Raw genomic sequence first — 23084 nt, 5'->3', positions numbered from 1 at the left:
GGGGTTAAGCGCAGTCAGGGTTTGAATCGGCAGCACCCCGTTACCGAGTGCCGTGATCTGTTGGTTCTGAGTCAAACCATGCTCCGCCGCCGTGACCCAGCCATGCGGCAGCCCCATTAGCCATTCCACACACGCTGGAGAACCAGATCGTTTCGGCATCGAAGACGTGCTCAACTGCGAGGTCGAGGCCGCCATAGCCGCTGGACAGTGAGCCAACGCGGAGTAGACGGCGGCGATCGTTGTGGCTGTGCATGAGGGCTCCGGCTGACGGGCGCTCCCCGGCCGGCTCCACGAGGAAGCCGCCAGGCCGGTCGCGAGCAAGGTACTCGATCGCCCGATTCGCGGCCTCCTCCTGCCGTCGCCCGCCTCACGCGCCGCGGCGAAGCACACCGCTCTATCGAGCCGTCTGGCCGCACCCGTCCGGGCCTCCGTCCACCTCCCGTCTGAGCCACCACACGTCTTTCAGACGAGGCGCGAAGGTCCCAAGTCGCATCGGATGCGACCGGACTCGCGGGCTTACCTGCCCTCCGAACGGCGGCGGAAGGAGCAGCTGAGGTGACGGTTTCGATGCGCGTGATGAGCGCGGGCGGTGGGTACAAGTACCTGTTGAAGTCCATCGCTGCGGGCGACGGCGACCGGAGTCTGAGCACGCCGCTGACCCGCTACTACGCGGAGGCGGGGACGCCGCCGGGCTTCTGGATGGGCTCGGGGCTGGGCCAGCTCGGGCACGGCGAGCTGGTCGAGGGAGCGCAGGTCTCGGAAGCTCAGCTCGCGCTGTTGATCGGGATGGGCCATGACCCGATCACGGGCGAGCCGCTGGGCCGCTCCTACCAGCAGTTCGCGTCGGTCGCTGAGCGGATCAAGCAGCGCGTCGACGCCCTCGACCCCGAGTTGGGGCCGGCGACTCGAGCGCAGGAAGTGGCTGCGATCGAGGCGGAGGAAGCCGAGCGCGGCACCCGCCGCGCGGTAGCCGGTTACGACTTCACGTTCAGCGTGCCGAAGTCGGTCTCCACGATCTGGGCGGTTGCCGACGCCGGCACCCAAGCCCTGATCGCGGATGCTCATCATGCGGCGGTTGCAGAGCTGGTTGCGTTCCTCGAACGCGAGGTTGCCGCAACCCGCGTCGGTGCAACCGGCCCGGACGGCGCGGTTGCGCACGTCGATGTCGCCGGAGTCGTGGCCGCGGCGTTCGATCACTACGACAGCCGCGCCGGCGACCCGCAGTTGCACACCCACGTCGTCATCAGCAACAAGGTCCTGACCGTGCAGGACGGGCGTTGGCGGACCCTCGCGGGCCGCCCGATGCACGCGGTGGTCGTCGCGGTCTCCGAGCTCTACAACGCGGCCCTGGCCGACCAGCTCACCCGCGTCCTCGGTGTGGAGTGGGAGGCGCGCGAGCGAGGCAGGGATCGGAACCCGGCATGGGAAATCGAGGGCGTGCCCGACGAGCTGGTGGCCGAGTTCTCCACCCGGTCCCGGCACATCGAAGCCGAGAAAGACCGCCTCATCGCGGAGTACGTCGCCAAGCACGGCCGGCAGCCCTCATCCCGAACGGTGCTGAAACTGCGGGCACAGGCGACACTCGCCACGAGGCCGGAGAAGGAGGTCCGCTCGCTGGCCGATCTCACCCGTGAATGGCGCCAACGTGCCGGCCGGGTGCTGCGCCGGGACGCGAACGGCTGGGCGCGCACCCTCACGACGGCGAACGCACAGGCGCCACGGCGGGTCCTGCGCGCCGACGACGTGCCTTTGGATGTGGTGCACGAAGTCGGGCAGACCGTGATGGAGACGGTCGGTGAGAAGCGTTCGACCTGGACCCGCTGGAACCTGCACGCCGAAGCATCCCGGCAGTTGATGGGGTGGCGGTTCGCCAGCATCCAGGACCGGGAGGCGATCACCGGGCTCGTGGTCGATGCCGCAGAGCACGCTTCGCTGCGGCTGACGCCGCCGGAGCTGGCGTCGAGCCCGTTGCAGTTCCGCCGCATGGACGGCACCTCCCGGTTCCGGCCGCACGCCTCGACCCTGTTCTCATCCGAAGCCCTGCTGGCCGCCGAAGACCGACTCCTGGCACGCGCCGCTGACACCTCCGGGCCGGTGGTGCCGTTGGAGACGGTCGAGAGGATCGCCCGCAAGCCCGACGCACGCGGCCGGGTGCTCGGCGAGGATCAGGCCACGGCCCTTGCCGCGATCGCGGTCTCCGGTCGTGTCGCGGACGTGCTGGTCGGTCCGGCTGGAGCCGGGAAGACGACAGCGATGAACGGGCTCCGGCGGGCGTGGGAGAAGGAGCACGGCGCCGGCTCGGTGATCGGGCTCGCCCCCTCGGCGGTCGCCGCGCAGGTCCTTGCCGATGACCTCGGCATCGCTACCGAGAACACGGCGAAGTGGTGGCATAACCACATCATGTACGGGACTACGTTCACGGCCGGCCAGCTCGTCATCATCGACGAGGCGAGCCTGGCCGGAACGATGTCGCTGGATCGGCTCACCCGTGAAGCCGAGAAGGCCGGCGCGAAAGTCCTCCTGGTCGGCGACTGGGGCCAGCTCCAATCACCCGGCGCAGGCGGGAGCTTCGCGATGCTCGTGCACGCCCGCGACGACGCCCCCGAGCTGACCGACCTGCACCGCTTCACCAACGAGTGGGAGAAGACCACCTCGCTCCAGCTCCGCCACGGCCGTACCGAGGCGATCGACACCCTGATCGAGCACGGCCGGATCACCGGCGGCGACGACGAAGCGATGATCGACGCCGCCTACACCGCATGGCGACGTGATCTTGCCGCCGGGCACGCGTCGATCCTGGTCACCGAGACCCAGGCGACCGTCACCGAGCTGAACACAAGGGCACGGGCGGATCGGATCATCGACGGCACTGTGAAGCCCACCCGCGAACTCGCCCTGCACGACGGCACCGCGGTCTCCGAGGGCGATCTGGTCATCACCCGCAAGAACGACCGGCGGCTCCGCAACGGCCGAACGTGGGTCCGCAACGGCTCCCGCTGGACCGTCACCGGGGTTCGCGAGGACGGGTCGGTCAGCATCCGCCCGGCCGGGCGCCGGTTCGGCGGCGGGATCGTCCTGCCTGCCGACTACGTGGCCGAGCACCTGGAGCTCGGCTACGCGATCACCGCGCACCGCGCCCAGGGCGTCACCACCGACTCCGCGCACGCGGTCGTCACCGCCACCACCACGCGGGAGAACTTCTACGTCTCCATGACCCGCGGCGCCCACAGCAATCATGCCTATGTCGCCGTCGACCGGGAAGACGCAGAACACGCGGTGCCGCATCCCGGCGACAACCCCAACGTCACCGCCCGCTCGATCCTCTACGGCGTGTTGCAGCACATCGGCGCCGAGCTGTCCGCGCACGAGACGATCACCTCCGAGCAAGACCGCTGGGGCTCGATCGCCCAGCTCGCGGCCGAGTACGACACCATTGCGCAAGCCGCCCAGCACGACCGTTGGGCCACCTTGCTCGCCGCATCCGGGCTCACCGTCGAGCAGGTCGAAGACGTGCTCGGCTCCGACGCCTACGGCGCCCTGTCGGCGGAGCTGCGTCACGCCGAAGCCAACCACCACGCCCTCGACGCGCTGCTCCCACGGCTGGTCGCTGCGCGGAGTCTGGACGATGCCGACGACATCGCCTCCGTCCTCCACGCCCGCGTCGCCCGCGCCACCGCACGGCCCGCCGGCTCAGGCCGCACTCGCAAGCCCCCGAGGCTGATCGTCGGACTGATCCCGCACGCCGGCGGGCAGATGACCGAGGACATGCGGCAAGCCCTGGACGAGCGCCACGAGCTGATCGAAGCCCGTGCCGACGCCGTGCTCCGTTGCTCCCTGACCGATGAGGAACCGTGGACGGCCGACCTCGGCAGGGAGCCGAGGGGCGAGAAGCAGAGGGCGGCGTGGTGGCGCGCTGCCCGCAGCGTCGCCGCCTACCGCGACCGCTACGGCATCACCGACGACCGGACCCCGCTCGGCCCAGCGCCGGAGAGCACCAGCCAGAAGATCGACGCCATCCGTGCCCGCGCCGCCCTCAACCGCGCCAAAGCCACCACCATCCAGCCCACGACGACCGAGCCCGCGCGGCAGAGCGCCGCGGCTCGCCCCGCTCCGAGTTTGTGAACGACAGCCGATGCGAGACTGGCAGTCAGATAGAGCGCCCCGGCGTGCCCGGCGACGGGTGCCGGTGCCCGAACTCGCGTCCGACCTCGGGCCGCGTCACAGTCCAGTCCGGGGTCCTGTCGGTGTCGAGTAGGTCGATCACGTCGCTTGGCTGAGTGACGAGTGAGGCGAAGCCTTGTTTGATGAGTTCGTTCGGACCCGCGCTCGCGACGCTGGTCACCGGGCCGGGCACCGCGCCGACGCCCCGGCCGAGTTCGCGTGCGGCGATGGCGGTGGTTATCGACCCGGACCGGGGACTGGCCTCGGGGATCACGGTCGCACCCGAGAGCGCCGCCAGCAGGCGGTTGCGAGCCAGGAACCTATGCCTGGTCGGGGCGGCGCCCGGCGGTACCTCGCTGACCAACAGGCCGACATCCCCAATGCGACTCAGCAGCTCGCTGTGCCCGGCCGGGTAGGGGCGATCCAACCCGCCGGCCAGAACAGCGATCGTCTGACCGCTTGCGGCGAGCACGCTCTTGTGCGCGGCCCCCTCGATCCCGTAGGCGCCGCCGGAGACGACGACCCGTTCCTCATCGGCCAGGCCCATCGCCAGCTCGCCGGTGACCTGCTCGCCGTAGGAGGTCGTGGCGCGGGCGCCCGTGATCGTGGCCCGATCACTCAGCGGCGTCGTCAAGAACGAGACCGCGCCGCGTGTCCACAGCAGGTACGGCGCTCGCTCGCCCAGGTCATTCAGCCCGGCGGGCCATTCCTTGTCGGCCGGGATGAGCGTGCCGAACCCGTGCCGCTCCGCCTGCGCTACCTGGTCCGGCAGGCCGGGCATGACCCGCGCCGCCAGCCGTTCGCGCCACATCAGCACGGCAGCGCGTGCCAGGCCGGGCACCTCGGCGTCGGACTCGACCAGCCGCAGCGTCTCGACCCCGCCGTGACGGGCCAGGACGTACCCGGTGGTCGAGTCGTTCGGCTCGGCGATCATCGACAACGCGACCCGCGCCATCCGCTCACCCTGCACCTGCTCCGCCAACGTCGCCATGATCGATGTCCTCTCGCTCCAAGGTCACCGACGAGGTACACGCCCACCAGCCGCCGGGGTTCCCTCTGTCATAGGACAGTCGTAAACTCGGTAGCGAGGCAGGTTCAGCAAACTACGCGGGTCCTTCGGGACGGCCCCTCGCGGGCACTCGGTTCATAGCCGCCTCCACGACGGATACCCGTCGCGCTATGACGAGGAAAGAGGCCCGCAATGCTCCGCACGTCCGTGGCGCTCGGCGCACGAGGCTATGGCGTACTCCGCTACGCACCCACGAATCTGCTGCTGAACGCGATCCGCACACGGCGCGGCCTGAAGTGGGGCGTCCCCGCGATGCTGCTCGCCGGGGTCTACTTCTACGCCGCGGCGATCTGCACCACGATCATCAACGACGGCGGCCCCGGCTGGCTCTACCTGCTGGTCCTGCTGTTGGTCTGGAACGCCTTCAAGTTCCTCTGGATCGGCCCCGTCAGCCTGGTCCACCTCGTGCGGCGCAGGCACCAGGAGCGTGTCGGAGGCTGCCGATACGCTCGGACACGCCGGCAGGCTTCTTTGACCTGACTCCCGCGCCCCTGGGATGATGGGAGAGTGAACGGCCTCTAGGAGCACGCCTGCTCGTGCCGGAACGTACGAGTCGAAGGAGTGCTGATGGGTGCAAGGACGATCCACCCGTTCCCCGCCAGGATGGCGCCGGACATCGCCATCGACCACCTGGACTCCAGTGCAGACGAGTCGGAGCTAGTGGTACTCGACCCGATGTGCGGGTCAGGAACGGTCCTCGCCGCAGCGGCCGACAGAGGCCACGCCGCACGCGGGTTCGATGTCGACCCTCTCGCAGTCCTCATGAGCTCCGTTGCCACCCAGGCCGTTGACACCGAGGAAGTCGTCGCCGAAGCCGAGCGCATCTGCGCACTTGCGCGAGCATCCAGCGTGGACTCACCCCGATGGGACGACCCAGAGACGCAGAAGTTCGCCGAGTACTGGTTTGCGGCACCTCAGCGCGTTCAACTCAACCGCCTCGCACGGGAGCTGGACGGGATCAGCGATGATGCCGTTCGTCAGGCTCTTCAAGTGGCGTTGAGTCGGATCATCGTCACGAAGGCGCCCAAGGCCTCGCTGGCGGCCGACACATCGCACAGCAGACCACACCGTGTGGCTACCGAATCTAGTTACGACGTCTATCGCGGGTTCGAAGGGTCTGTTGCAAGCCTCAAGAAGCTGCTCGATGAGCGATCCATCGTTGGACAGGTTGAGGTTCGTAGGGGAGATGCGCGCGCACTCGATCTGCCTGATTCATCGGTTGACTTGAGTATCACTTCACCGCCATACCTAAATGCGATCGACTATCTACGCGGCCATAAAATGTCGCTGATTTGGTTCGGACACACGATCCCTGAACTGCGGAAGATTCGCTCGAACAGCATCGGGGCAGAACGCGCGCTCGACGGCGACGCTCTAAAGCAGGTCACGGATATGGTGCAGTACATAAAGGATTCGGTGGACGCGCCGGACCAACTTCCCATGGCTACGATCACGCGCTACGCGCACGATCTCGCACTTTTCTCGCGCGAGCTCAACCGTGTCTGCAAGACCGGCTCTGAGGTTGTCACGGTAATCGGCAACTCCACGCTGCGTGGAAACTATATCCAGAACGATGTGCTTGTCCGAAAGGCGTATGAGCATTCTGGCTTCCTTGTCGCGGCTCGAACCGAGCGCGAGCTGCCGGAAAATAGGCGGTACCTCCCGGTTCGGACTGCGAACCTCGAATCGTCGATGGCGAAGCGGATGCGGACCGAGGTCGTACTGACCGTGAAGAAGCCATGACCACATTCTTCGAGTCGGGCACTGTCACAGACCACATCAATGTCGAAATCAGTTTCCAGATCATCGGCCTATTCTCCGAAGGTCTGTATAGCAGCCCCAACAAGGCGATTGAAGAGCTGGTCTCAAACGCTTTTGACGCCGATGCGACGTGCGTACATACCGTCATGTCACCTGACCGAGCTGCGAGCGACGCGTCTATCGCCATCCTTGACAACGGAACTGGGATGGATGCAACCGGGCTCAAGGTCCACTGGATCGTCGGCGACTCCGTCAAGGCCAGCAACCGCACAACCGCCCGTGGTCGCCGTACCATCGGGAAGTTCGGCATCGGCAAGCTCGCAGCTTACGTCCTGGGCACGCGCCTGACACACATCACGAAGGCGGACGGGAAATTCTTCTCGACAACCATGGATTTCAAGGCGATTCCAACGCCTCCACCGGCGAGCGAACGCACTGACGAGTCTGAGGGCACCGCGACGCCACCAGTCCAGCTTCCGCTTCGCGAACTCACCGAGGAGGAAGCGCACGGAGCCGTTCGTCCCTGGCTGTCTGACGACACCGGCCGCGAGAACCTGACTCTCTTTGGGGACGAGGCCGAGGACACCTGGACCGTGGCGATCATCACCGAACTCAAGCCGATGGCGATCGAACTCTCCGCAGGCAGGCTTCGATGGGTTCTATCTACCGCCATGCCATTACGCGATGACTTCTCCCTGTATCTGAACGGCAACGAAGTCGTCGCCTCGAAAGCATCCGCGAAGCTGGTCGGGACGTGGGTTCTCGGCAAAGATATTCTCACCATCCCGAGTCCTGCTCCAGAGGAGCTAGACGCGGACACCGCCGAGAAGATTCCTGAAGCCGAGTACCAGCACTTTCTCCTAGTCGACAAGAGTCTGGGCCCTGTCAGTGGGTACCTTGAGCTCTACGAAGACCCCATCGATGCGGGAAAATCTGAAGCAGTTGGGAGAAGCAACGGCTTCTTCGTCTACGTCCATGGCCGACTCATCAACCCCGACGACTCAGGGTTCGGAATCGACCGAAACAGCCTTCGCCACGGCACCTTCTCGCGGTTCCGCCTGGTTATCAACATCGATCGTCTCGACGCTGAGCTCCGATCCAGCCGCGAGACTCTGCTCGCGAGCCCCGTGGTCGAGCGCGCCCGAGAACTCCTTCGTGGTCTCTTCAACCTTGCACGAACGAAACTGGACGCACACGAAACCGAGACCGCTCGCGAAAGGCGGGCCTCGCAGCGCTTCGCTGACAGCCCTGCGAGCCTCACGGAACGACCAATCCTGCGAATGGTCGTGGACTCGTATGAGGAGAAGATCCACTCCCGCCATCTCGTACCGATCGACAAGAAGAAGTTCCCGACCGCCGCAGAGCTGATCGCTTTTCTCGAAAGTCGTATCACTGATGGCGGCGGTCTCATCGGCGATGTCGTGTATGAAGACCTCGGCACGCTGCTTCCAATGGCGATGCTGGACAGCGCAAGCGGGCAGCTCTCGATCAACCTTGAGCATCCCTTTGTGGCACACTTTGCCGACGAGTTCAACGATCGCAAGAAGAACCTCCCTCTGGAACTTTTCGCGATGGCGGAGATTCTTCTTGAAGCAGGGCTTCACGACGCAAACCTTGATGACTCCGCCGTTTCGACCGTTCTGGACTCTCGCGACGAGCTACTTCGCCACCTTGCACGTTCGTCGGGTGCGCGCAACTCAATTACCGTCGCGCAGGGCTTGATGGCATCGCTAACTAGCGCCAAAGGCCTTGAGCTTGCGCTGGTCGAGGTATTCCAGCAACTCGGTTTCGAGGCCGTCCCGAAAGCAGCAAAGGACGAGCAGGACGGGCTTGCGGAAGCGTTCCTACCTGCGGGTGAGCATGGAAAGACTCAGTATCGAGTCTCCCTAGAGGCCAAGAGCAAGGAGAAGCCCGGCGGAAAAGTAAAGAAGAGCGGCGTTGAGGTATCTACTATTGCGCGCCACCGCGATGAAGCGGAGTGTGATTTTGCGATCGTTGTCGGACCGGACTTCGAGACCGGTGCAGATGACCTCGGTGCGGTCATGCGCGAGATCCAGGCCGATCGGGTGGCGAACCCGACCAAAGGCATCACCCTCATGCGCGCGAAGGACTTGGCGAGGCTGGTGAGGCTGGCGCCGATCAAGCGAGTGAATCTGGCAAAGATGCGCGAACTGCTCGCCACTTGTCAAAGTCCAGCAGACGCAGAAAAGTGGGTCGATGCCATTGCTCTGTCTCAGCCGGAGTCCAGCCCGCATCAACAAATCTTGGAGACAGTGTGGGAGCTCCAGCAGGATGATCGAGACCACACGGTCGAGTACGCGGCACTCAGAACCGCGCTCCGCCTCACTAAGAAGCTAACGATTACTGACGCCGAGTTGCGTGAAGAGTGCTTGGCATTGAGCCGTATGGCTCCTGGATACTTCATGGCTCGTGAAGACCGAGTGGAACTCAACATCAAGCCCGAGAACGTGCTTGCCACGATCCACGCATATGTTGACGATTTGCCCCAAGCAGATGAAGAGCAGACGTAGGAGGCCGACCAGGCACCTGCTGGTGGTCCACATGACACCGGGCAACTCCGAAGCCAGAGGACGCTGAACCTATGAGCAATGCGGTCGGGGCGAAGGCTCGTCGCGAAGAGGAGATTGCGTTCCTGGCGATGGAACAAGTGCTTGGGATCGATATCTCGTTGGCGGACGCGGGCGCTGGTGACAAGATGCCAGACGGTTCTTGGACCTACCCCGATAGCAGAGGACGCAAGGGCATCGTCGAGGTCACGTCGCCGCCAGCCGAGCGCTTGTTGGCTGAGTGGGCGCGAGCGAAGAGGGAGGGTCGGCCACAGACCGAGAGTGGATCGATCCCCACGCGTCTGAATCAGTTAGCGCGAGTTTGCGCCGAGATGCTGGCGACGCAGTGGGCATGCCAGAACTTCGAGAAGCTTCTAGCTCAATCGGCGGATGAGCGACATTTGTTCTTGTTCGCTCGGCAACATAGGGATGGCTCCTACTTCTATCGTCTTTCCGACTCCTACGAAGGCGGGACGGGGGAGGACGTGGACGATCTTGTCCTTCCGCATGGCATCTCCGACGTCTGGTTCCGTGGTCGCGCGAGCCGTGACGTGTCCGATCCTCTCGGTGTAACGCAACTCCGGCTGGCAAGGTTTCAGGCAGCATCCGGCTGGCACCGCTACACGGTCCGCATAGAGGAGCGGCAACTGCCAGTGCCCAACCCGAGCATCGCTGACGATCGAGTTCCGGCAGGTTGGCGACTGCCAAAGGATCGTACTCATCCCGTCGAGGACTGATGATGCACGCAAGACGTGTGCCCACTCGGACGCCCTTGACCCGGTCAAGCATCTGGCTGGCACAAGAGACGCTTCGACCGAGAAACAACGTGTCAATCAGCCCTTCAAGCCGCGGTGACGAGGGGGACCAAAAGGGGACCAGAATCATGCAAACCATGCATGTCGTGACACGCGCTGCATGACCTGGGGTCCGGAACGACGCGGATTTCGGGATCGGCGGAGCCGTCTGGACGCCTGGGGGTCAGGGGGTCGCAGGTTCAAATCCTGTCAGCCCGACATAAAAGCCCAGGTGAGAGTAGGTTTCTCGCCTGGGCTTCGTCATGTCCCGGGGGCGTTTTCCGTGGTCCCCGTCTGGTCGCCCTGGGGTGGTGTCGGGCGGTCGCCTGTGGACAGTCGGACCGTCTCGGCCCGCTTCCCTGTGGATAAGGGGACCAGAAAGACTGCGAGGCTGCTCGCGCGGACGTGGGCGCACATCACAGGCGCCTTCCCCGGAGGGCCGCTGCGCCGGGCCTGCTTGCGCTGTCCGGCGGCGGAGAGGAACGCGTCGGCCTGCTCCGCGGCGGAGGCGAGGTGCCGGGCGTCGGTATCGAGGTAGCCGCTGGTGGTCTCCATTGAGGCGTGGCCGAAGATGTCTTGGAGCACGTGCAGGGGGACGCCTGCGTCGGCCATCCAGGTGGCTCCGGTGTGACGCAGGCCGTGCCGGGGGAGGTCCGGCAGTCCGAGCTTGGCCACGATGCTGTCCCAGTTGGTGGCGTCGCGGACTGTCGCGGTAGTGAGGTAGCCGCCCGTCGGGCCGACGAGGAGTCGGTCGTCGGGCTGCTTGCCCTCGGTGAGGCGTTCCAGAACGGGCCGGAGCGGTTCGAGGATCGGCACCCGGCGCTCTTTACGGCTCTTGGTCGGCTTCGTCACCAGACCGCCCTCGCCGGGGAAGACCTGGCGACGGATCACGACGAGGTTCTTGGCGAAGTCCACGTCCCCGACCTGCAATCCGGACACCTTCGAGGACCGCGCGGCCAGTAGCGCGGCGAGCATCACGAAGTCGCTGTAGGACTGATGCGCCTTCCCGCACGCCCTGGCGAGCCTGTCGAGGGTCTTCATTTCCGGGATCGCGTGCGCTCGCGGGGAGGACTGCTCGGCGGACTGCCCGCGGAAGGCGTTGCGGCTCAAGCTCCGCTTGGCACGGTTCTTCGCGGGGTTGATCTGGATCAGCCCGTCCCGCACGGCCTCATCGAGCACCCTCACGAGCGGGGCGATGGTGTTCTTGATGGTGGACGCGCCGTGGCGCTGCTCCCACTCATCGATGGTGCGGTCGATGATCCCCGCGGTGATCTGCGTGACCCGCAGGTGCCCGAGCGCCGGCAGCACCCGCAGCTTCAGCCCGTATCCGTAGGTCTCACCGGTAGAGGTCGGGTCCAGGCCCCGAGCCCACTTGTCCCCGATGGAGGTGACGAACTCCAACAGCGTCATGGACACGTCTATGCCCTTGGTCGAGGAGTCGCGAAGCTGGTCGAAGAACTCGTGTGCCGCCGCTTCGTCCCGCACGATCTCCGACCTGGTGACACGCCGCTTGGTGGTCGGGTCGGTCCACCGGGCGCGAGCGCGGATACCGTAGGAACGGCGTTCCATGTCGGTGGACAGCTTCACTCCGATGGGCGGCACTGGCTTGGGCTCAGCGGTCGGTTGCGGCTCAGCTCTCCGGGGCATGATCGTGTTCCAACTCGGCCAGCCAGCGGTCCACCGAATCGAGCCGGTACCGGGCGATCCCACCGAGCCGCAGGAACGGCGGTCCGGTCCCAGCCGAACGTCACCGCGACAACGTGGACTGCGAGACCTTCAAGTACGCCGCGACCTCGCGGCTGTGCATCAGAGGCGACACGACGAGCGTTCGGCTATCGCTCATGACCCTTCTCCGGTGTCCGCTTCGAGGTCGCGGTGAAACGCTTCCTCGGCGTCACTGCGCGCGGCGACATCGGCCATGACGAACTCCACGAACTCGGCGTCGCGGTCGATGATCGGCACGTCCTCGATGGGTCGGCGGGTTCCTCGCCGGGCCAGACGGTCTGTCTCGTGGGGCGGTCGTGGTCGAGCTTCGTGCCGGACGCGGCCACCCACTCGCGGAGCCGCTGGCAGGCGTCGGCGAAGTCGCTGTGCCAACCCAGCGGCGCGGACCCGTTCTGTTCGGGGTCGTAGGCGCAGAGCCAATGCAGGTGCAACGCGGACAGTCCCCACAGCAGCTCGGGGTGCTTGTACCAGGCTGGCGTGATCACGGCGGCGGGGAGGCCGTAGGTGTGCCTGAGCCCGTCCACCCAGCGGTTCAGTTCCAGCCACTCGACCTCGGCGATCAGCGGGTCGTCGTAGCTCTCATCCATGTTGTCCAGGTCCGGGTCGAGGCGGTCGCTCACGGTGGCGTCACCGGGAGCGTCGGACATGCTGTGCTCCTGTCTCTTCCCGTGCCCGCGGCTGTGCCGCAGGCTGTTGTGGAAGAGAGGTGGACCAGGAGGCGTCTGGCGATTGCTCAGGCGTCGGGGCGGCGCAGCAGCGCCTCGATCTCGACGCGGTCGGCGGTGAGTTGTGCGGCATCGGGACGCTTCGGCCACGGATGCAGGTCGGTGACGATCGGCGGTGCGGAGCGCAACAGCACGACCCCGGTTCCGAACGGGAGCCGGCGGATGCGATCAGGCGGGAAGATCGGCACCCGCCTGATCGAGCTTGATCTGAACGGGTTCCGTGGTCGCCGAGGGTCACGGAGTCGGTGTATTCGTCACGTTCCCCGATCAGGGAGCTGAGGTCGTGCAGATCGCGAGAGCCGGAGGCACCGCCAAGGACGACTTTGACGATCGAGGCGTCCCAGATCGCGTTCGCTTAGTTCTCGTTCCATTTGTAGCGTGCTTGGGCGAGGGATTGCAGGACCGGCATCGTCGTGATGCCGGTGCCGCCGCCTTCGGCCATGAGCGTCGGCAGGGACGGCAGAGGGTTGAGGTTGGCTATCTCGTCCAAGGCCAAGAGCATGGGCGGATCGAGACGGGCGCCCGCCGAACGTGCGGCCTGGCGGCGGGCGGTCTCGATGAGGTCTTCCACGAGCGCGGCGACCAGCGCGGCGCTGGCTCCCACACCGGACCCGGTTGCCAGCAGGAACAGCGTGCCGCGGTCGCGGATGAATGCTTCGGGGTCGAAGCCTTGACCGGGGCCGGGCGATACTGCGTCGAGCACGCGCGGGTCCGCGAGGGAGCCGAGGAGACGCCCTGCCAGATGGAGTCGCGGGTGCGGAGGTCGGAATCGATCATCGTCTGCAGGGACTCGGCCCATCCGGTCGCGACCTGGGTGGAGCCGGTCAGGATCGCCACCGCGTCGGCGGCAGCGGTTGGATCGAGAGTCCATCGGGACAGCTCGGCGGGTGGCCGGTGGTCGATCGCTGCCACCTGCAGCAGGGCTTGGAGCGCGGCGCGTGTCTTGCCTTCCAAGAAGCCTCCGCCGTCGACGCCGCCTGCGGACAGGCCGGTGCCGGCGGCGAGACCGGTGGCGCGGATCATCGCCGTCTGCGGTGACTCGCGGCCCCGGATCGGTGATCAGCGCAGACCGGCGGGCAGGCCCTCGGACAAGTGTTGCGGGTCGAAGATCGTGACGGGGCCGACCCGGCGACGGGCGTGCATGGTCGCGGTGAGGTTGTCCGGTCTGGTCGAGGTGACGACGACGGCGCCGGGGGCATCGAGGATGGCCGGGCTCACCAGATGCAGGCCCTTCCCGGAGCGGGGCGGGCCGATGACCTTGATCGAGTCCTCGACCGAGGCCCACACGCCGGTGCCCTTGGAGGTGCCGAGCCGTTATCCCACGTCCTGCGGCCGTGGGTCGCTCAGACCGGGGCGCAGGTTTCCCGCGCGGCGCAGCAGCGCCTTCTCAGCCGCACCGGCGGTGACCTCGTGCCGGGTGGCGATCCCGGCCATGCGGCGCGGATCGGCTTCGATCCGGTAGGTGTGGCGGCGCAACCGCACCCACGCCCATAGCCCGCCGGTCACGAGGCTGGCGAGCAGCAGCCCGGCGACGATCCAGTAGTCGACTGGGTTCAGGCCGTCCGCGTCGAGCGCCGTGGTGGGGTCGCCGGGGCGGAACAGCACTCCGACCCCGGAAGCGGGATCGCCGGCCGGCTGCGGTGTGCCTCTCAGGGACGCGGCCACCGAACCGGCGGCGCCCAGGATCAGCGCGACGCCGAACAGGACGACCAGCCCGATCATCACGGCGTTGGTTAGCTCGTCCCCGAACGAGCCGGTGTGCCGGCCCTGCTCGCTCACGGCACTCGCCGGATGATCGTGGAGTCGGAGACGCGGCCGAACAGGATGACCTCGACGACCCCGCCGGCCTGGTCGATACTGACTCCGGCCCGGTCGATGAGGGCGCGCGCGGTGCCGGTGTGGGCGGCGCCGGTGTGCTCGATGACAACGGCGACCGCCACGTCCTCGCTGAAAACGAACCCATCGCCCTCGACGGTGTGGAACACCGGCCCGGCCGGCTCCTCCGGTTCCGGTTCGGGCTCGGGGCGGGAACGCCGACGACGGGCGGCGATGATGTCGGTGAAGGTCGTGCCATCTGCTTTGCGGACCTCGACCCTGGCCGGTGTCGTCCGGTCGGTCGTGGCCCGGTCGACGATCTGCCTGAACGAGGAACGCCGCCACGGCGGTGCGAAAGGGTCGGGGTCCAACCTTTTCCCGTCGACGGTGACGGTCACGGTGCCGTCCTCATGCACATCGAGCACGACGAGCGGGATCGAGACCGGGACGGGCTCAGGCTCAGGCTTCCTCATGAACACGAGGTGAGCCAGAACCGCACCCGGTTGGGCGCCCCACGGCGGACCCGGCTTCCACCGTTAGCCTTTCAACAGAGGAGGAGCGAGATGACCGACCAGGAGGGGTTTCGGCCGAGTGGCCAGCAGGCCAGAACCGGCGAATGCACCCTCTGCGAGGGCCGAGCCAAGATGACCCAAGCTCACGTGCCGCCGAAGGCAGCCTTCAACCGGGGAAGCTTCGCTCGGGGCGGCACAACGACGGATGACCACCTCGCCTACGGACGACCGCTGCTCGGGGACGCGAGCCGGTACGCGCACTGTGGAGCTTGCCGTGCAAGCGCGTCGCCCTGGGCTGATAAGTACATCAGGTGGGCACACTGTTTGGCCGGCCACCTGCTCCACTCGCAATGGAAGGGCCAGCGGACCGACATCACCGGCGATTTTACCGACGTGCGTCCCGGCAGATTCATCCTCGCAGCGATTGCGGGCATGACGGCCCTGAACCGACACCTCATCGACTCGCACGCTGATTGGTTCGTATCGTGCGCGAAGGCGTAACAGCCCAACCGCCCGAAGGTATGAGGCTCCTGGCATCCATCGCGCCGGACAGAAGCCAGGCCCAGGTAGAGGGCAGCCACGAGACGCTGGTTGTCCGCATGGCACAAGACAGCGATAGCGGTGAGTGGGCGACCGCGACTGCACCGGCGGCATCAGCGGTGATTCACTTCGCTCCTATCAGCCTTCTGCTTGCAGAGCGACAGCTCGTTGGCTCTTTCCCTCAAGTCGACGGCACCGAGTGGTTGCAGCTCGGAGTGGATGAGATCGCCAATGTGCGGATTGCCCTCCCGATAGTCCCCCTTCCTAGAACACCAACTGCGCCGGTGCCCATTGCGATGCTTCAGTTCACGGAGGCCCGCGCATGATCCTGGGTGGCAGTCATGCGGGCGGTGGTGTCGAACGCGGCCAGCTCGGCGGGGTCGAGTGACGAGTAGGCCTTGTCGGCCATGACCGCGGTCGGGGTGGTCCTGGGCCGCCCGGGCCCGACGCGTGGGACCCGAACGGCGTCAAGCAGGTTCGTGAACATCCGTGAGTCGCTGCCCTGCCCCGGACCGAGCAGCACCACCATCGGCAAACCGTTGCCGTCGCAGAGCTGATGGACCTTGGTCGACAAGCCCCCGCGAGAGGGCCAATCGCGTGATCGTCAGGCTCGACGAGCAGATTCTTGTGATTCGACAGGTCCCCCTGTGAGGCGGGCGGTATTGGTGGCGTGCTGGTGAGCGCGGGCGATGGTGGAGTCCGCCGCGACCTGCCAGTCGATGACCTCTGCCGCGTCAGCTCGAGTCAGCAGCGCGCTCAGGACACGGTCCCAGGTGCCGTTCCTGGCGAAGTGGCGGGGGCGTTTCCATACCGTCTGCCCGGGCCCGAACTCACGGGGCAGGTCCCGCCACGCGATCCCGGTCCGGTACCGGTAGATGATCCCCTCCAACACCGTGCGGTGATCACGAAGACGTCTACCTCGCTAACCATTCGAGGTCGGCATGAACGGCTCGACCAGGTCCCAGTCGCCATCCGAAAGCACTCTCAGCCGCGACATGCTGTCCAGAATCGCGGGTCCCCCCCCACGCGATTGGGAGACACGCCCTAGCCCTGAGCCTCGCCGAGGCGCGCTTCGGGCATGAGCTCGGCGCGGAGACCGCCGCCGGTCGCAGCCCGGGCGAGAGCGCGACCCAGCGCAGGTGCCTGCTTGAACAAATTGTGACCGACCACGAAAAAGACAGAGCCTGCCTCCCACACGGCCACGCCGTCCTCACTCCACGGGAGGTCGGTCACCCAGCAGTGAAGGAAGTCGCGCGGCTCTGGGTGGAGACCGGGCAGCGCCCGTGTCACGTATTCGCGTGCGCGTTCGTCCAGCGATCGAATCGCAGCCGGGTCGATGAAAGTTCCGTCGTCGCGGACGCCGACGGTGTCGCTGAGTCCGACCGAATAGCTGCTGTTGCCCGGTAGCGGCGTCGCGTAGACGCCGACTTCGCCGAAGACGCCGCTGCTGTCCTGCAAGCACGCGACTCGTGCCGGGGCGGCGGCTTTCACGTCGAAGGTCAGACGGACATGTGCGGCAAGGCGAACCGGCAGCGACAGGCCGACGCTGCGTGCCAGGCGGGCGGTTTCGCGGCCGGCGCACACGACCACCTTGGAGTAGACAGCCCGGTCGGTGACACTGCGCACCTCGACCGTCCCGTCGGCGCGGGGATCGATGGAGATCACCTCGCCGGTGGTGACGGCGTCTCCGAGCGCACCCGCCAGCGCCCTGATCGCGGCGCGGGTGCGGATCGCGCCGCCGGACTCGTCGAGCACCGCTGGCCCCGAGTACCCCGCAAGCAGCGGCATTCGCTGGGCGACCCCGGCTGCATCGAGCTCGTGCGCTTCCACGCCGCCGACCTGGTCGAGCACACGCAGCCGCGCCAGTGCGCTGTCTCCGATCGCCAGGACACCGTCTGATGAGACCAGCTCGACGCCGAAGTGTTCGGCCCACTCATCCCATACGCCGCGGCTTTCGCGCGCGAAAGCGACGAGTCGCGGGTCGTCGTGGGCATTCCGGAAGATCCGCGACTCGCCTGCGGACTGACCCGTCCCGGGCAGACCAGCCTCGTACAAGCGCACCGGCACGCCCTGCTCCCGCAGCGCGTACGCCGTCGACAGACCGACGATCCCGCCCCCGATAACTGCTACCTCGGGTGAACGCGTCGTGGCAACGCCGTCGTCACTTCCTGTCATCGCGGTTCCTCAATCTGTTGGTGATTAGCGAGAGGCCGCAAGAGAAGGTGCCGCTGCCACGTCGTCAGCGGGCTGTGTAAGCCCGAAGTCACCGCGCGCAGCGACCCCTCCTCTCTGGGTCGGTACTCCCGGTCTGTGGTGTCAGGCGGGGAGTTTGGAGCCCAGTACGTCGAGCTTCTCGATCGTCGGTTCGGAGAACAACGTGCCGGTCTGCTCGCCGAGAGCTACCGCAACAGGGCCGGACAGGTGGGCGTCGCGTCCGGCGTCATCGGGAAACACGTCGAAGATCCCGAACGAGGTCGGCCCGAGGCGGATCGCGAACCACGCGGTGGTCGCCTGCTCGTCCTCAACAAGCGCACGGCCGCTGTCAAGGAACTCCTTCACGTCGTCCTCCTTCCCGGGCAACGCCTCGAACCTGACCAGCAATCCCTTGGTCACACTCATGACTTCTCCTCTTCCTTTGCCGGGGTGCCCGCGAGTTGGGACACTATCGCCTCGGAGAACGCCTGCAGGTCCTCCGGCGAGCGGCTGGTGATGAGATTCTTGTCGACCACCACGTCCTGGTCGACGACGTCGGCGCCGGCGTTGCGCAGGTCGGTGCGAATGCTCGGGAACGATGTCAGGGTGCGACCGGCGGCCACGCCAGCCTCGATCAAAGTCCACGGCCCGTGACAGATCGCCGCCACTGGCTTGCCGCTCTCGACGAAGTCGCGGACGAAGGAAACGGCGTCCTTGTCGACCCGGAGCTGGTCGGGGTTCACCGTGCCGCCAGGAAGAAGCAGGGCGTCGTAGTCGCCCACCGAGGCGTCGGCGACCAGCCCGTCGACGGTGAACGCGCCCGCTTCATCCAGGTCGTTCTTACGGGCCTTGATCTCGCCGTCGTGGATCGAGAGGACCTCGGTCTGAGCGCCCGCGCGGTCCAGTGCTTCGCGGGGTTGCTCGAGCTCGACGCGTTCGACTCCGTCGGCGGCGAGGATCGCGACCCTCTTGCCCTGAAGATCTGCTGCCATGTCAGTTTGCCTTCTTTCCGTTTGACATGCCGGGCTTGATGACGACCTTGGTCCAACCCGCGGACCTGGCGTCGAAGTTCCTGTAGGCGTCGGCAGCCTGATCCAGCGAGATCTCGTGGGAGACGATCCAGGACGGCTTCGCCTTGTCAGCCGCGATGAGGTCTCGCAGCCGGCGGTTGTACCTCTTGACCGGGGCCTGACCGTTGCCCATGGTCTGTCCCTTGAACCAGTGGGTGCCGAAGTCGATGGCCACCTTGCCCTGCTTGGCCAATTCGCCCTTGGCCCCCGGGTCCTGGGGGACGAACACGCCGACGGTGCCGATCCCGCCGGTGAACCGGACCGAGTTGATGAGCATGTTCAAGGTGGCGGCCGGGTCTTCGTTGCCCTCAGGATCGTGGGCCTGGTATCCGACGCACTCGCAGCCGCGGTCGGCTCCGAGCCCCATGGTCTCGTCCAGCACAGCCTGCACGGGGTCGACCTTGGAGTCGTCGATGGCGATCGCTCCGATCTGCTCGGCCAGCGCGAGCCGGTCGGGGTGGCGATCCACCACCATCACCTTTGCGGCGCCCTTGATCGTCGCGGACAGGGCGGCCATCAGTCCCACGGGGCCGGCCCCGGCGATCACGACGCTGTCGCCCGGGATCACGCCGGCCATCTCGGTGGCGTGGTAGCCGGTGGGGAAGACGTCGGAGAGCATGACGTAGTCGTTCTCCTTGTCCTGCGCGTCTTCACCCAGGCGCAGCGCGTTGTGGTCGCCGAAGGGCACCCGGAGCAGTTCTGCCTGCCCGCCGCCGTACGGGCCCATTTCGGCGAAGCCGTAGGCCGCACCGGCGGCCGACGGGTCAGGTTGCGTCGTCAGGCAGTAGTTCGTGAGCCCGCGCTCGCAGTTCTTGCAGAACCCGCACGAGATATTGAAGGGCAGCACGACCCGGTCGCCCACCTTGACCTTCTCTACTCCCTTACCGATCTCCACCACCTCTCCCATGTTTTCGTGACCGAACGTCCGGCCTTGCTCGAAGGAGGTCCGCCCCTCGTACATGTGCAGGTCCGAGCCGCAGATGTTGGTCGTCGTCACCCTGACCAGCACATCGGTGGGCCGCTCGATCTTCGCGTCCGGAACATCCGTGACTGCGACATCGTGCGGTCCCTGGTACACAACAGCCTTCATGGTAAATCTCCAATCGTTGTGTGATGGTCTGACTTTCCGCACCTTACACCCTCCACCGAAAACGAGAGAGTGGTCGGCAAATCGGGCGGGACCCGGGGCTAACCCGGATCGTTCACGACGCCGCGGAGTGATCGGCGCGTAGAAGCACGGAAGCGCCTGCACAGCAGGGGCGATTTGTGATTGCGATGTCCCAAGTTCTTCGAGTTGGAAGGCACTCCGTAGGTGAAGGCTACTTCGCGGTCGACGGGTCTGTCCGTGACGGCCGACGGTGTCGGCGTGGTGGCTCACACGGGCAGCATCATGACCAGGCTCCTGGCCGACCGGACCGGCCTGACCGGCGAGCTGTCCGAGGCGATGACCTGCCGCAGCTTCGTCCCTGGCCACGACCGGGGTAGCGTCCTTGCTGACGTGGCGGTGGTGCTCGCCGACGGTGGCGAGGCGATCGCCGACATCGACGTGCTGCGCCACCAGGCCGGTGTCCTGGGCCCGGCCGCTTCGGCCCCGACGGTGTGGCGCACGCTGAAGTCGATGACGCCCGGTCGACGGAATGAGATCGCGGCCGCCCGTGCTCGGGTCCGGCGCCACGTGTGGGCCCAACTGCCCGGCGGCATCCTGGCGTCCGAGGTCGCCGGGACCTGCCTCGCCGACGTCATCGTGCTAGACACCGTCGCCACGATCGTCATCGCGCACAGCGAGAAGGAGAACGCGGCCGCCACGTTCAAGCGGTCCTTCGGCTACCACCCGATCGGGGTCTGGTGCGACAACACCAGGGAGTTCCTCGCCGCCAAGCTGCGGGCAGGCAACGCCCCACTGTCGACCACATCGAAGTGCTGACCGAGGCGATCGCCCAGGTCCCCAGCACCCACCGCAAGAAGCTGCTCATCCGCTCCGACGGCGCCGGTTCGTCCCACGGGCTACTGGACTGGCTCACCGAGCAGGGCACGGTCCGCGCCCGCAGCGTCGAGTACAGCATGGGATTCGCGATCACCGGGAAGCTCCGCGATTCCATCGAACTGGTCCCGAAGAAGATCTGGACCCCAGCACTCGATGCCGACGGCGGCGTTCGTGAGTGCGGCGACGTCGCCGAGCTGACCGGCCTCATCGACCCGAAGGTTCTCGCCAAGTGGCCAGCCGGGATGCGGGTGATCGTGCGCCGCGAACGCCCCACCCCGGGCGCGCAACCGTCTATGTTCGAGGAACGCGACGGCTGGCGCTACGAAGCCTTCGTCACCAACACCACGGCCGGCCAGCTCGCCTTTCCCGAGGACCGGCACCGGGGCCATGCACGGGTCGAGGACCGCATCCGCCACGCCAAGGACAGCGGCCTGGGACGGTTTCCGTCGCGGGAGTTCAACATCAACCAGACCTGGCTGATGATCACCCAGATCGCGGCCGAGCGGACCGCGTGGACCCGCCTGCTCCGCTGCATCGGCGACGCCGCCACGGTGGCAACCTGCGAGCCGAAGGCGCTGCGCTACCGATTCCTCCACGTGCCCGCCCGACTCGCTCACAGTGCACGCCGACGTCGCCTCAAGATCCCGGAGTCGTGGCCCTGGGCAGCCGCGATCGTCGCGATCTTCGCGAACATCACCGCCATCCCGCAACCGGCTTGACCTGGCCCGTCCGCCCCCGACATCACCACCCGGAGAACCGCAGCCCGGCAGCGCCAGCCGGCCCGTCGTCGTACCCGCAGTCACTCCGCACACGGGCGCACTCGATCACACGGCTCCGACACGATCCCGACCGCCGTCATGAAAGACCGGGGCCAACGGCATCCGCTTGGTCGCCCCGCCAGGGCCAGACGGAGCAGTTTCCCGGCTCCCAGACGTTGCCGAGATCGCCCTTGAACTCGGACTCCACGTCCGAGCGATCGTCGACGATGACGAACCAGGACACGAAGATCCAGCAGTCGGAGCCCTTGCAGGAATGGTCGAACAACTCGTCGCGCTTCCCACTCGCACCGCCGTGGAGGCCGCGCTCATCCGCGGCGTACCCGGAGATCAGCTCCGAGAGACGGTCGAGACCCTGGAAGACTTCGGCATGCCCACCCTGCCACCCGATCTCGGCGAGGACGACATCGCGGACTACGTCATCACGACGAAAGTGATCAAGAAGCAGGGGCTAGCGGCAGCCTGGGCTCACGCACTGACACGACAGCCGCCGATCGCGCGGTCCGCGGTCGAAGCAGTCTGCGGCGATACGCTCGGACGCCTCGACACTCCCGATCTGCCATGGCATTCGCCCCGCAGAACCTCGAGCAGCAGCGAGTCGTAGCGACGCAGGCCGAACTCTCTGTCGTGCTCGGCGGAGCGGGTGACGGAAAGACGACCAGCGCGCTCGCCGCAGCTCACACCCATCTCGAACGAGTAGCAGGAAGCGAACCCCACGATCGAGTCCTGTTCCTCTCGTTCCTCGGTGACGCGCATCGCCTCCCGTGCAGATGAGATTCTCGGCCGACGACGCTGTCAGGTGGACATCATGACGGTCACTCGCTCGCGTTCTCCGTGCTCCGGCGATTCGGGAATCTGGTCGGACATGGCGACGCCGTCCTCGTCAGCCCCGCTCGCGAGAAGCTCGGCCTGGCCCAGCACGAGATCGAATACAGCAGGCTCATCCCGCTCACAGTCGAAAGCGCTCAGGCCGCACCTGCTGTCGCAGAACACCTTCGCACCCGATGGGGCCTCGAAATCGTCGACGAGTTTCAGGACACTGGCGATGCGCGGCAAGACCTCCTTGAGCTGATTGCCCGCGACAGCAGGCTGATAATGCTCGGCGACCCGAACCAGTGCATCTACACGTTCCTCGCCGAAGACGACGTCAGAGTAGGGCGCATCGATGAAGCCTGCTCGGCCGCTGGGACAGAGAACACCATCTTGCTGCCAGAAACCTCCTTCTGAGACCCCTACGGGGTCATCCCGGCTGTCGCCAACGCCATCAGGGGCAGCCGCCATCCAGGACGCAAGACTGGTCATCCAAAACGGAATACCACTCTCCGACGAGACCAGTCACGTCGCACGGGTCGTTAGCGAGCTAGTCGCGGAAGACATGGGGGTGGCAGTATT

16 protein-coding genes and 4 pseudogenes are annotated in these 23084 nt (G+C 66.4%); 9 read left to right on the top strand and 11 right to left on the bottom strand.

All coding sequences use genetic code 11. The annotated features are described in order from the left end of the window. The first annotated feature begins 567 nt into the window (after positions 1-567). Positions 568-4122 carry a MobF family relaxase gene (mobF, locus tag ACOJUI_RS07885; protein WP_422117637.1) on the top strand — a complete coding sequence of 1185 codons (3555 nt, stop codon included), beginning with the start codon at positions 568-570 and terminating at the stop codon, positions 4120-4122. Between the two features lie 25 nt (positions 4123-4147). Here the strand turns inward: mobF and dprA are convergent, their stop codons facing one another. After that, positions 4148-5152, bottom strand: a complete 1005-nt coding sequence (gene dprA / locus ACOJUI_RS07880) for a DNA-processing protein DprA (protein WP_422117501.1) — start codon at positions 5150-5152, stop codon at positions 4148-4150. 210 nt (positions 5153-5362) lie between these two features. Here dprA and ACOJUI_RS07875 point away from each other — a divergent pair, with 210 nt between their 5' ends. From ACOJUI_RS07875 to ACOJUI_RS07860, 4 genes are all read left to right on the top strand, one after another. After that, positions 5363-5710, top strand: a complete 348-nt coding sequence (locus tag ACOJUI_RS07875; RefSeq protein WP_422117500.1) for a sulfate permease — start codon at positions 5363-5365, stop codon at positions 5708-5710. An 87-nt stretch (positions 5711-5797) separates the two neighbouring features. After that, entirely contained in the window at positions 5798-6973 is a 1176-nt protein-coding gene (locus ACOJUI_RS07870; RefSeq protein WP_422117499.1) for a hypothetical protein, read from the top strand. After that, on the top strand, positions 6970-9522 hold the full coding sequence (locus tag ACOJUI_RS07865) for an ATP-binding protein (protein WP_422117498.1): 2553 nt from the start codon (positions 6970-6972) through the stop codon (positions 9520-9522). The genes ACOJUI_RS07870 and ACOJUI_RS07865 overlap by 4 nt, the downstream gene beginning before the upstream one ends. A 71-nt stretch (positions 9523-9593) precedes the next feature. After that, positions 9594-10295, top strand: coding sequence for a hypothetical protein (locus ACOJUI_RS07860; RefSeq protein WP_028850591.1), 702 nt, complete (start codon positions 9594-9596; stop codon positions 10293-10295). A 318-nt stretch (positions 10296-10613) separates the two neighbouring features. On the opposite strand, the gene ACOJUI_RS07855 is transcribed toward ACOJUI_RS07860, so the two are convergent. The 4 genes and pseudogenes from ACOJUI_RS07855 to ACOJUI_RS07840 form a co-directional block, all read right to left on the bottom strand. Next, positions 10614-11939: a tyrosine-type recombinase/integrase gene (locus ACOJUI_RS07855; protein WP_422117497.1), complete on the bottom strand. Its 1326-nt coding sequence runs from the start codon at positions 11937-11939 to the stop codon at positions 10614-10616. Between the two features lie 252 nt (positions 11940-12191). Next, positions 12192-12664 (bottom strand): annotated as a pseudogene (locus ACOJUI_RS07850) (hypothetical protein). Positions 12665-12810: 146 nt separating this feature from the next. Then, positions 12811-14524 (bottom strand): annotated as a pseudogene (locus ACOJUI_RS07845) (type IV secretory system conjugative DNA transfer family protein). Positions 14525-14577: 53 nt separating this feature from the next. Then, positions 14578-15015, bottom strand: coding sequence for a hypothetical protein (locus ACOJUI_RS07840; protein ID WP_422117496.1), 438 nt, complete (start codon positions 15013-15015; stop codon positions 14578-14580). Positions 15016-15180: 165 nt separating this feature from the next. Between ACOJUI_RS07840 and ACOJUI_RS07835 the strand changes: the two genes are divergently transcribed. Continuing rightward, positions 15181-15630, top strand: a complete 450-nt coding sequence (locus tag ACOJUI_RS07835; protein ID WP_422117495.1) for a hypothetical protein — start codon at positions 15181-15183, stop codon at positions 15628-15630. 424 nt (positions 15631-16054) lie between these two features. Here the strand turns inward: ACOJUI_RS07835 and ACOJUI_RS07830 are convergent. From ACOJUI_RS07830 to ACOJUI_RS07810, 5 genes and pseudogenes are all read right to left on the bottom strand, one after another. Next, positions 16055-16666 (bottom strand): annotated as a pseudogene (locus ACOJUI_RS07830) (IS5 family transposase); the annotation flags it as partial. Between the two features lie 47 nt (positions 16667-16713). Then, positions 16714-17844, bottom strand: coding sequence for an NAD(P)/FAD-dependent oxidoreductase (locus ACOJUI_RS07825; protein ID WP_422117494.1), 1131 nt, complete (start codon positions 17842-17844; stop codon positions 16714-16716). A 141-nt stretch (positions 17845-17985) separates the two neighbouring features. Then, positions 17986-18288 carry a putative quinol monooxygenase gene (locus ACOJUI_RS07820; RefSeq protein ID WP_422117493.1) on the bottom strand — a complete coding sequence of 101 codons (303 nt, stop codon included), beginning with the start codon at positions 18286-18288 and terminating at the stop codon, positions 17986-17988. Continuing rightward, on the bottom strand, positions 18285-18854 hold the full coding sequence (locus ACOJUI_RS07815) for a type 1 glutamine amidotransferase domain-containing protein (protein ID WP_422117492.1): 570 nt from the start codon (positions 18852-18854) through the stop codon (positions 18285-18287). The genes ACOJUI_RS07820 and ACOJUI_RS07815 overlap by 4 nt, the downstream gene beginning before the upstream one ends. Position 18855: 1 nt before the next feature. Further along, on the bottom strand, positions 18856-20022 hold the full coding sequence (locus ACOJUI_RS07810) for a glutathione-independent formaldehyde dehydrogenase (protein ID WP_422117491.1): 1167 nt from the start codon (positions 20020-20022) through the stop codon (positions 18856-18858). 300 nt (positions 20023-20322) lie between these two features. Between ACOJUI_RS07810 and ACOJUI_RS07805 the strand changes: the two are divergent. Next, positions 20323-21635, top strand: a pseudogene (locus tag ACOJUI_RS07805) (IS1380 family transposase). 136 nt (positions 21636-21771) lie between these two features. On the opposite strand, the gene ACOJUI_RS07800 reads toward ACOJUI_RS07805, so the two are convergent. Beyond that, the gene (locus ACOJUI_RS07800) at positions 21772-21918 is read right to left on the bottom strand and encodes a hypothetical protein (RefSeq protein ID WP_422117490.1); all 147 of its coding nucleotides are present in this window, start codon (positions 21916-21918) and stop codon (positions 21772-21774) included. Between the two features lie 30 nt (positions 21919-21948). On the opposite strand from ACOJUI_RS07800, the gene ACOJUI_RS07795 reads away from it, so the two are divergent. After that, positions 21949-22296, top strand: a complete 348-nt coding sequence (locus tag ACOJUI_RS07795) for a hypothetical protein (protein WP_422117489.1) — start codon at positions 21949-21951, stop codon at positions 22294-22296. 230 nt (positions 22297-22526) lie between these two features. Beyond that, a complete protein-coding gene (locus ACOJUI_RS07790) occupies positions 22527-22919 on the top strand; it encodes a UvrD-helicase domain-containing protein (protein ID WP_422117488.1) in 393 nt (130 codons plus the stop codon). Positions 22920-23084: the final 165 nt, after the last annotated feature.

This window comes from Brachybacterium sp. UNK5269, from assembly GCF_049266655.1.
Taxonomy (GTDB): domain Bacteria; phylum Actinomycetota; class Actinomycetes; order Actinomycetales; family Dermabacteraceae; genus Brachybacterium.
Note: the sequence above shows the minus strand (reverse complement) of the source record. Positions and strands in the feature narration are given on the sequence as shown.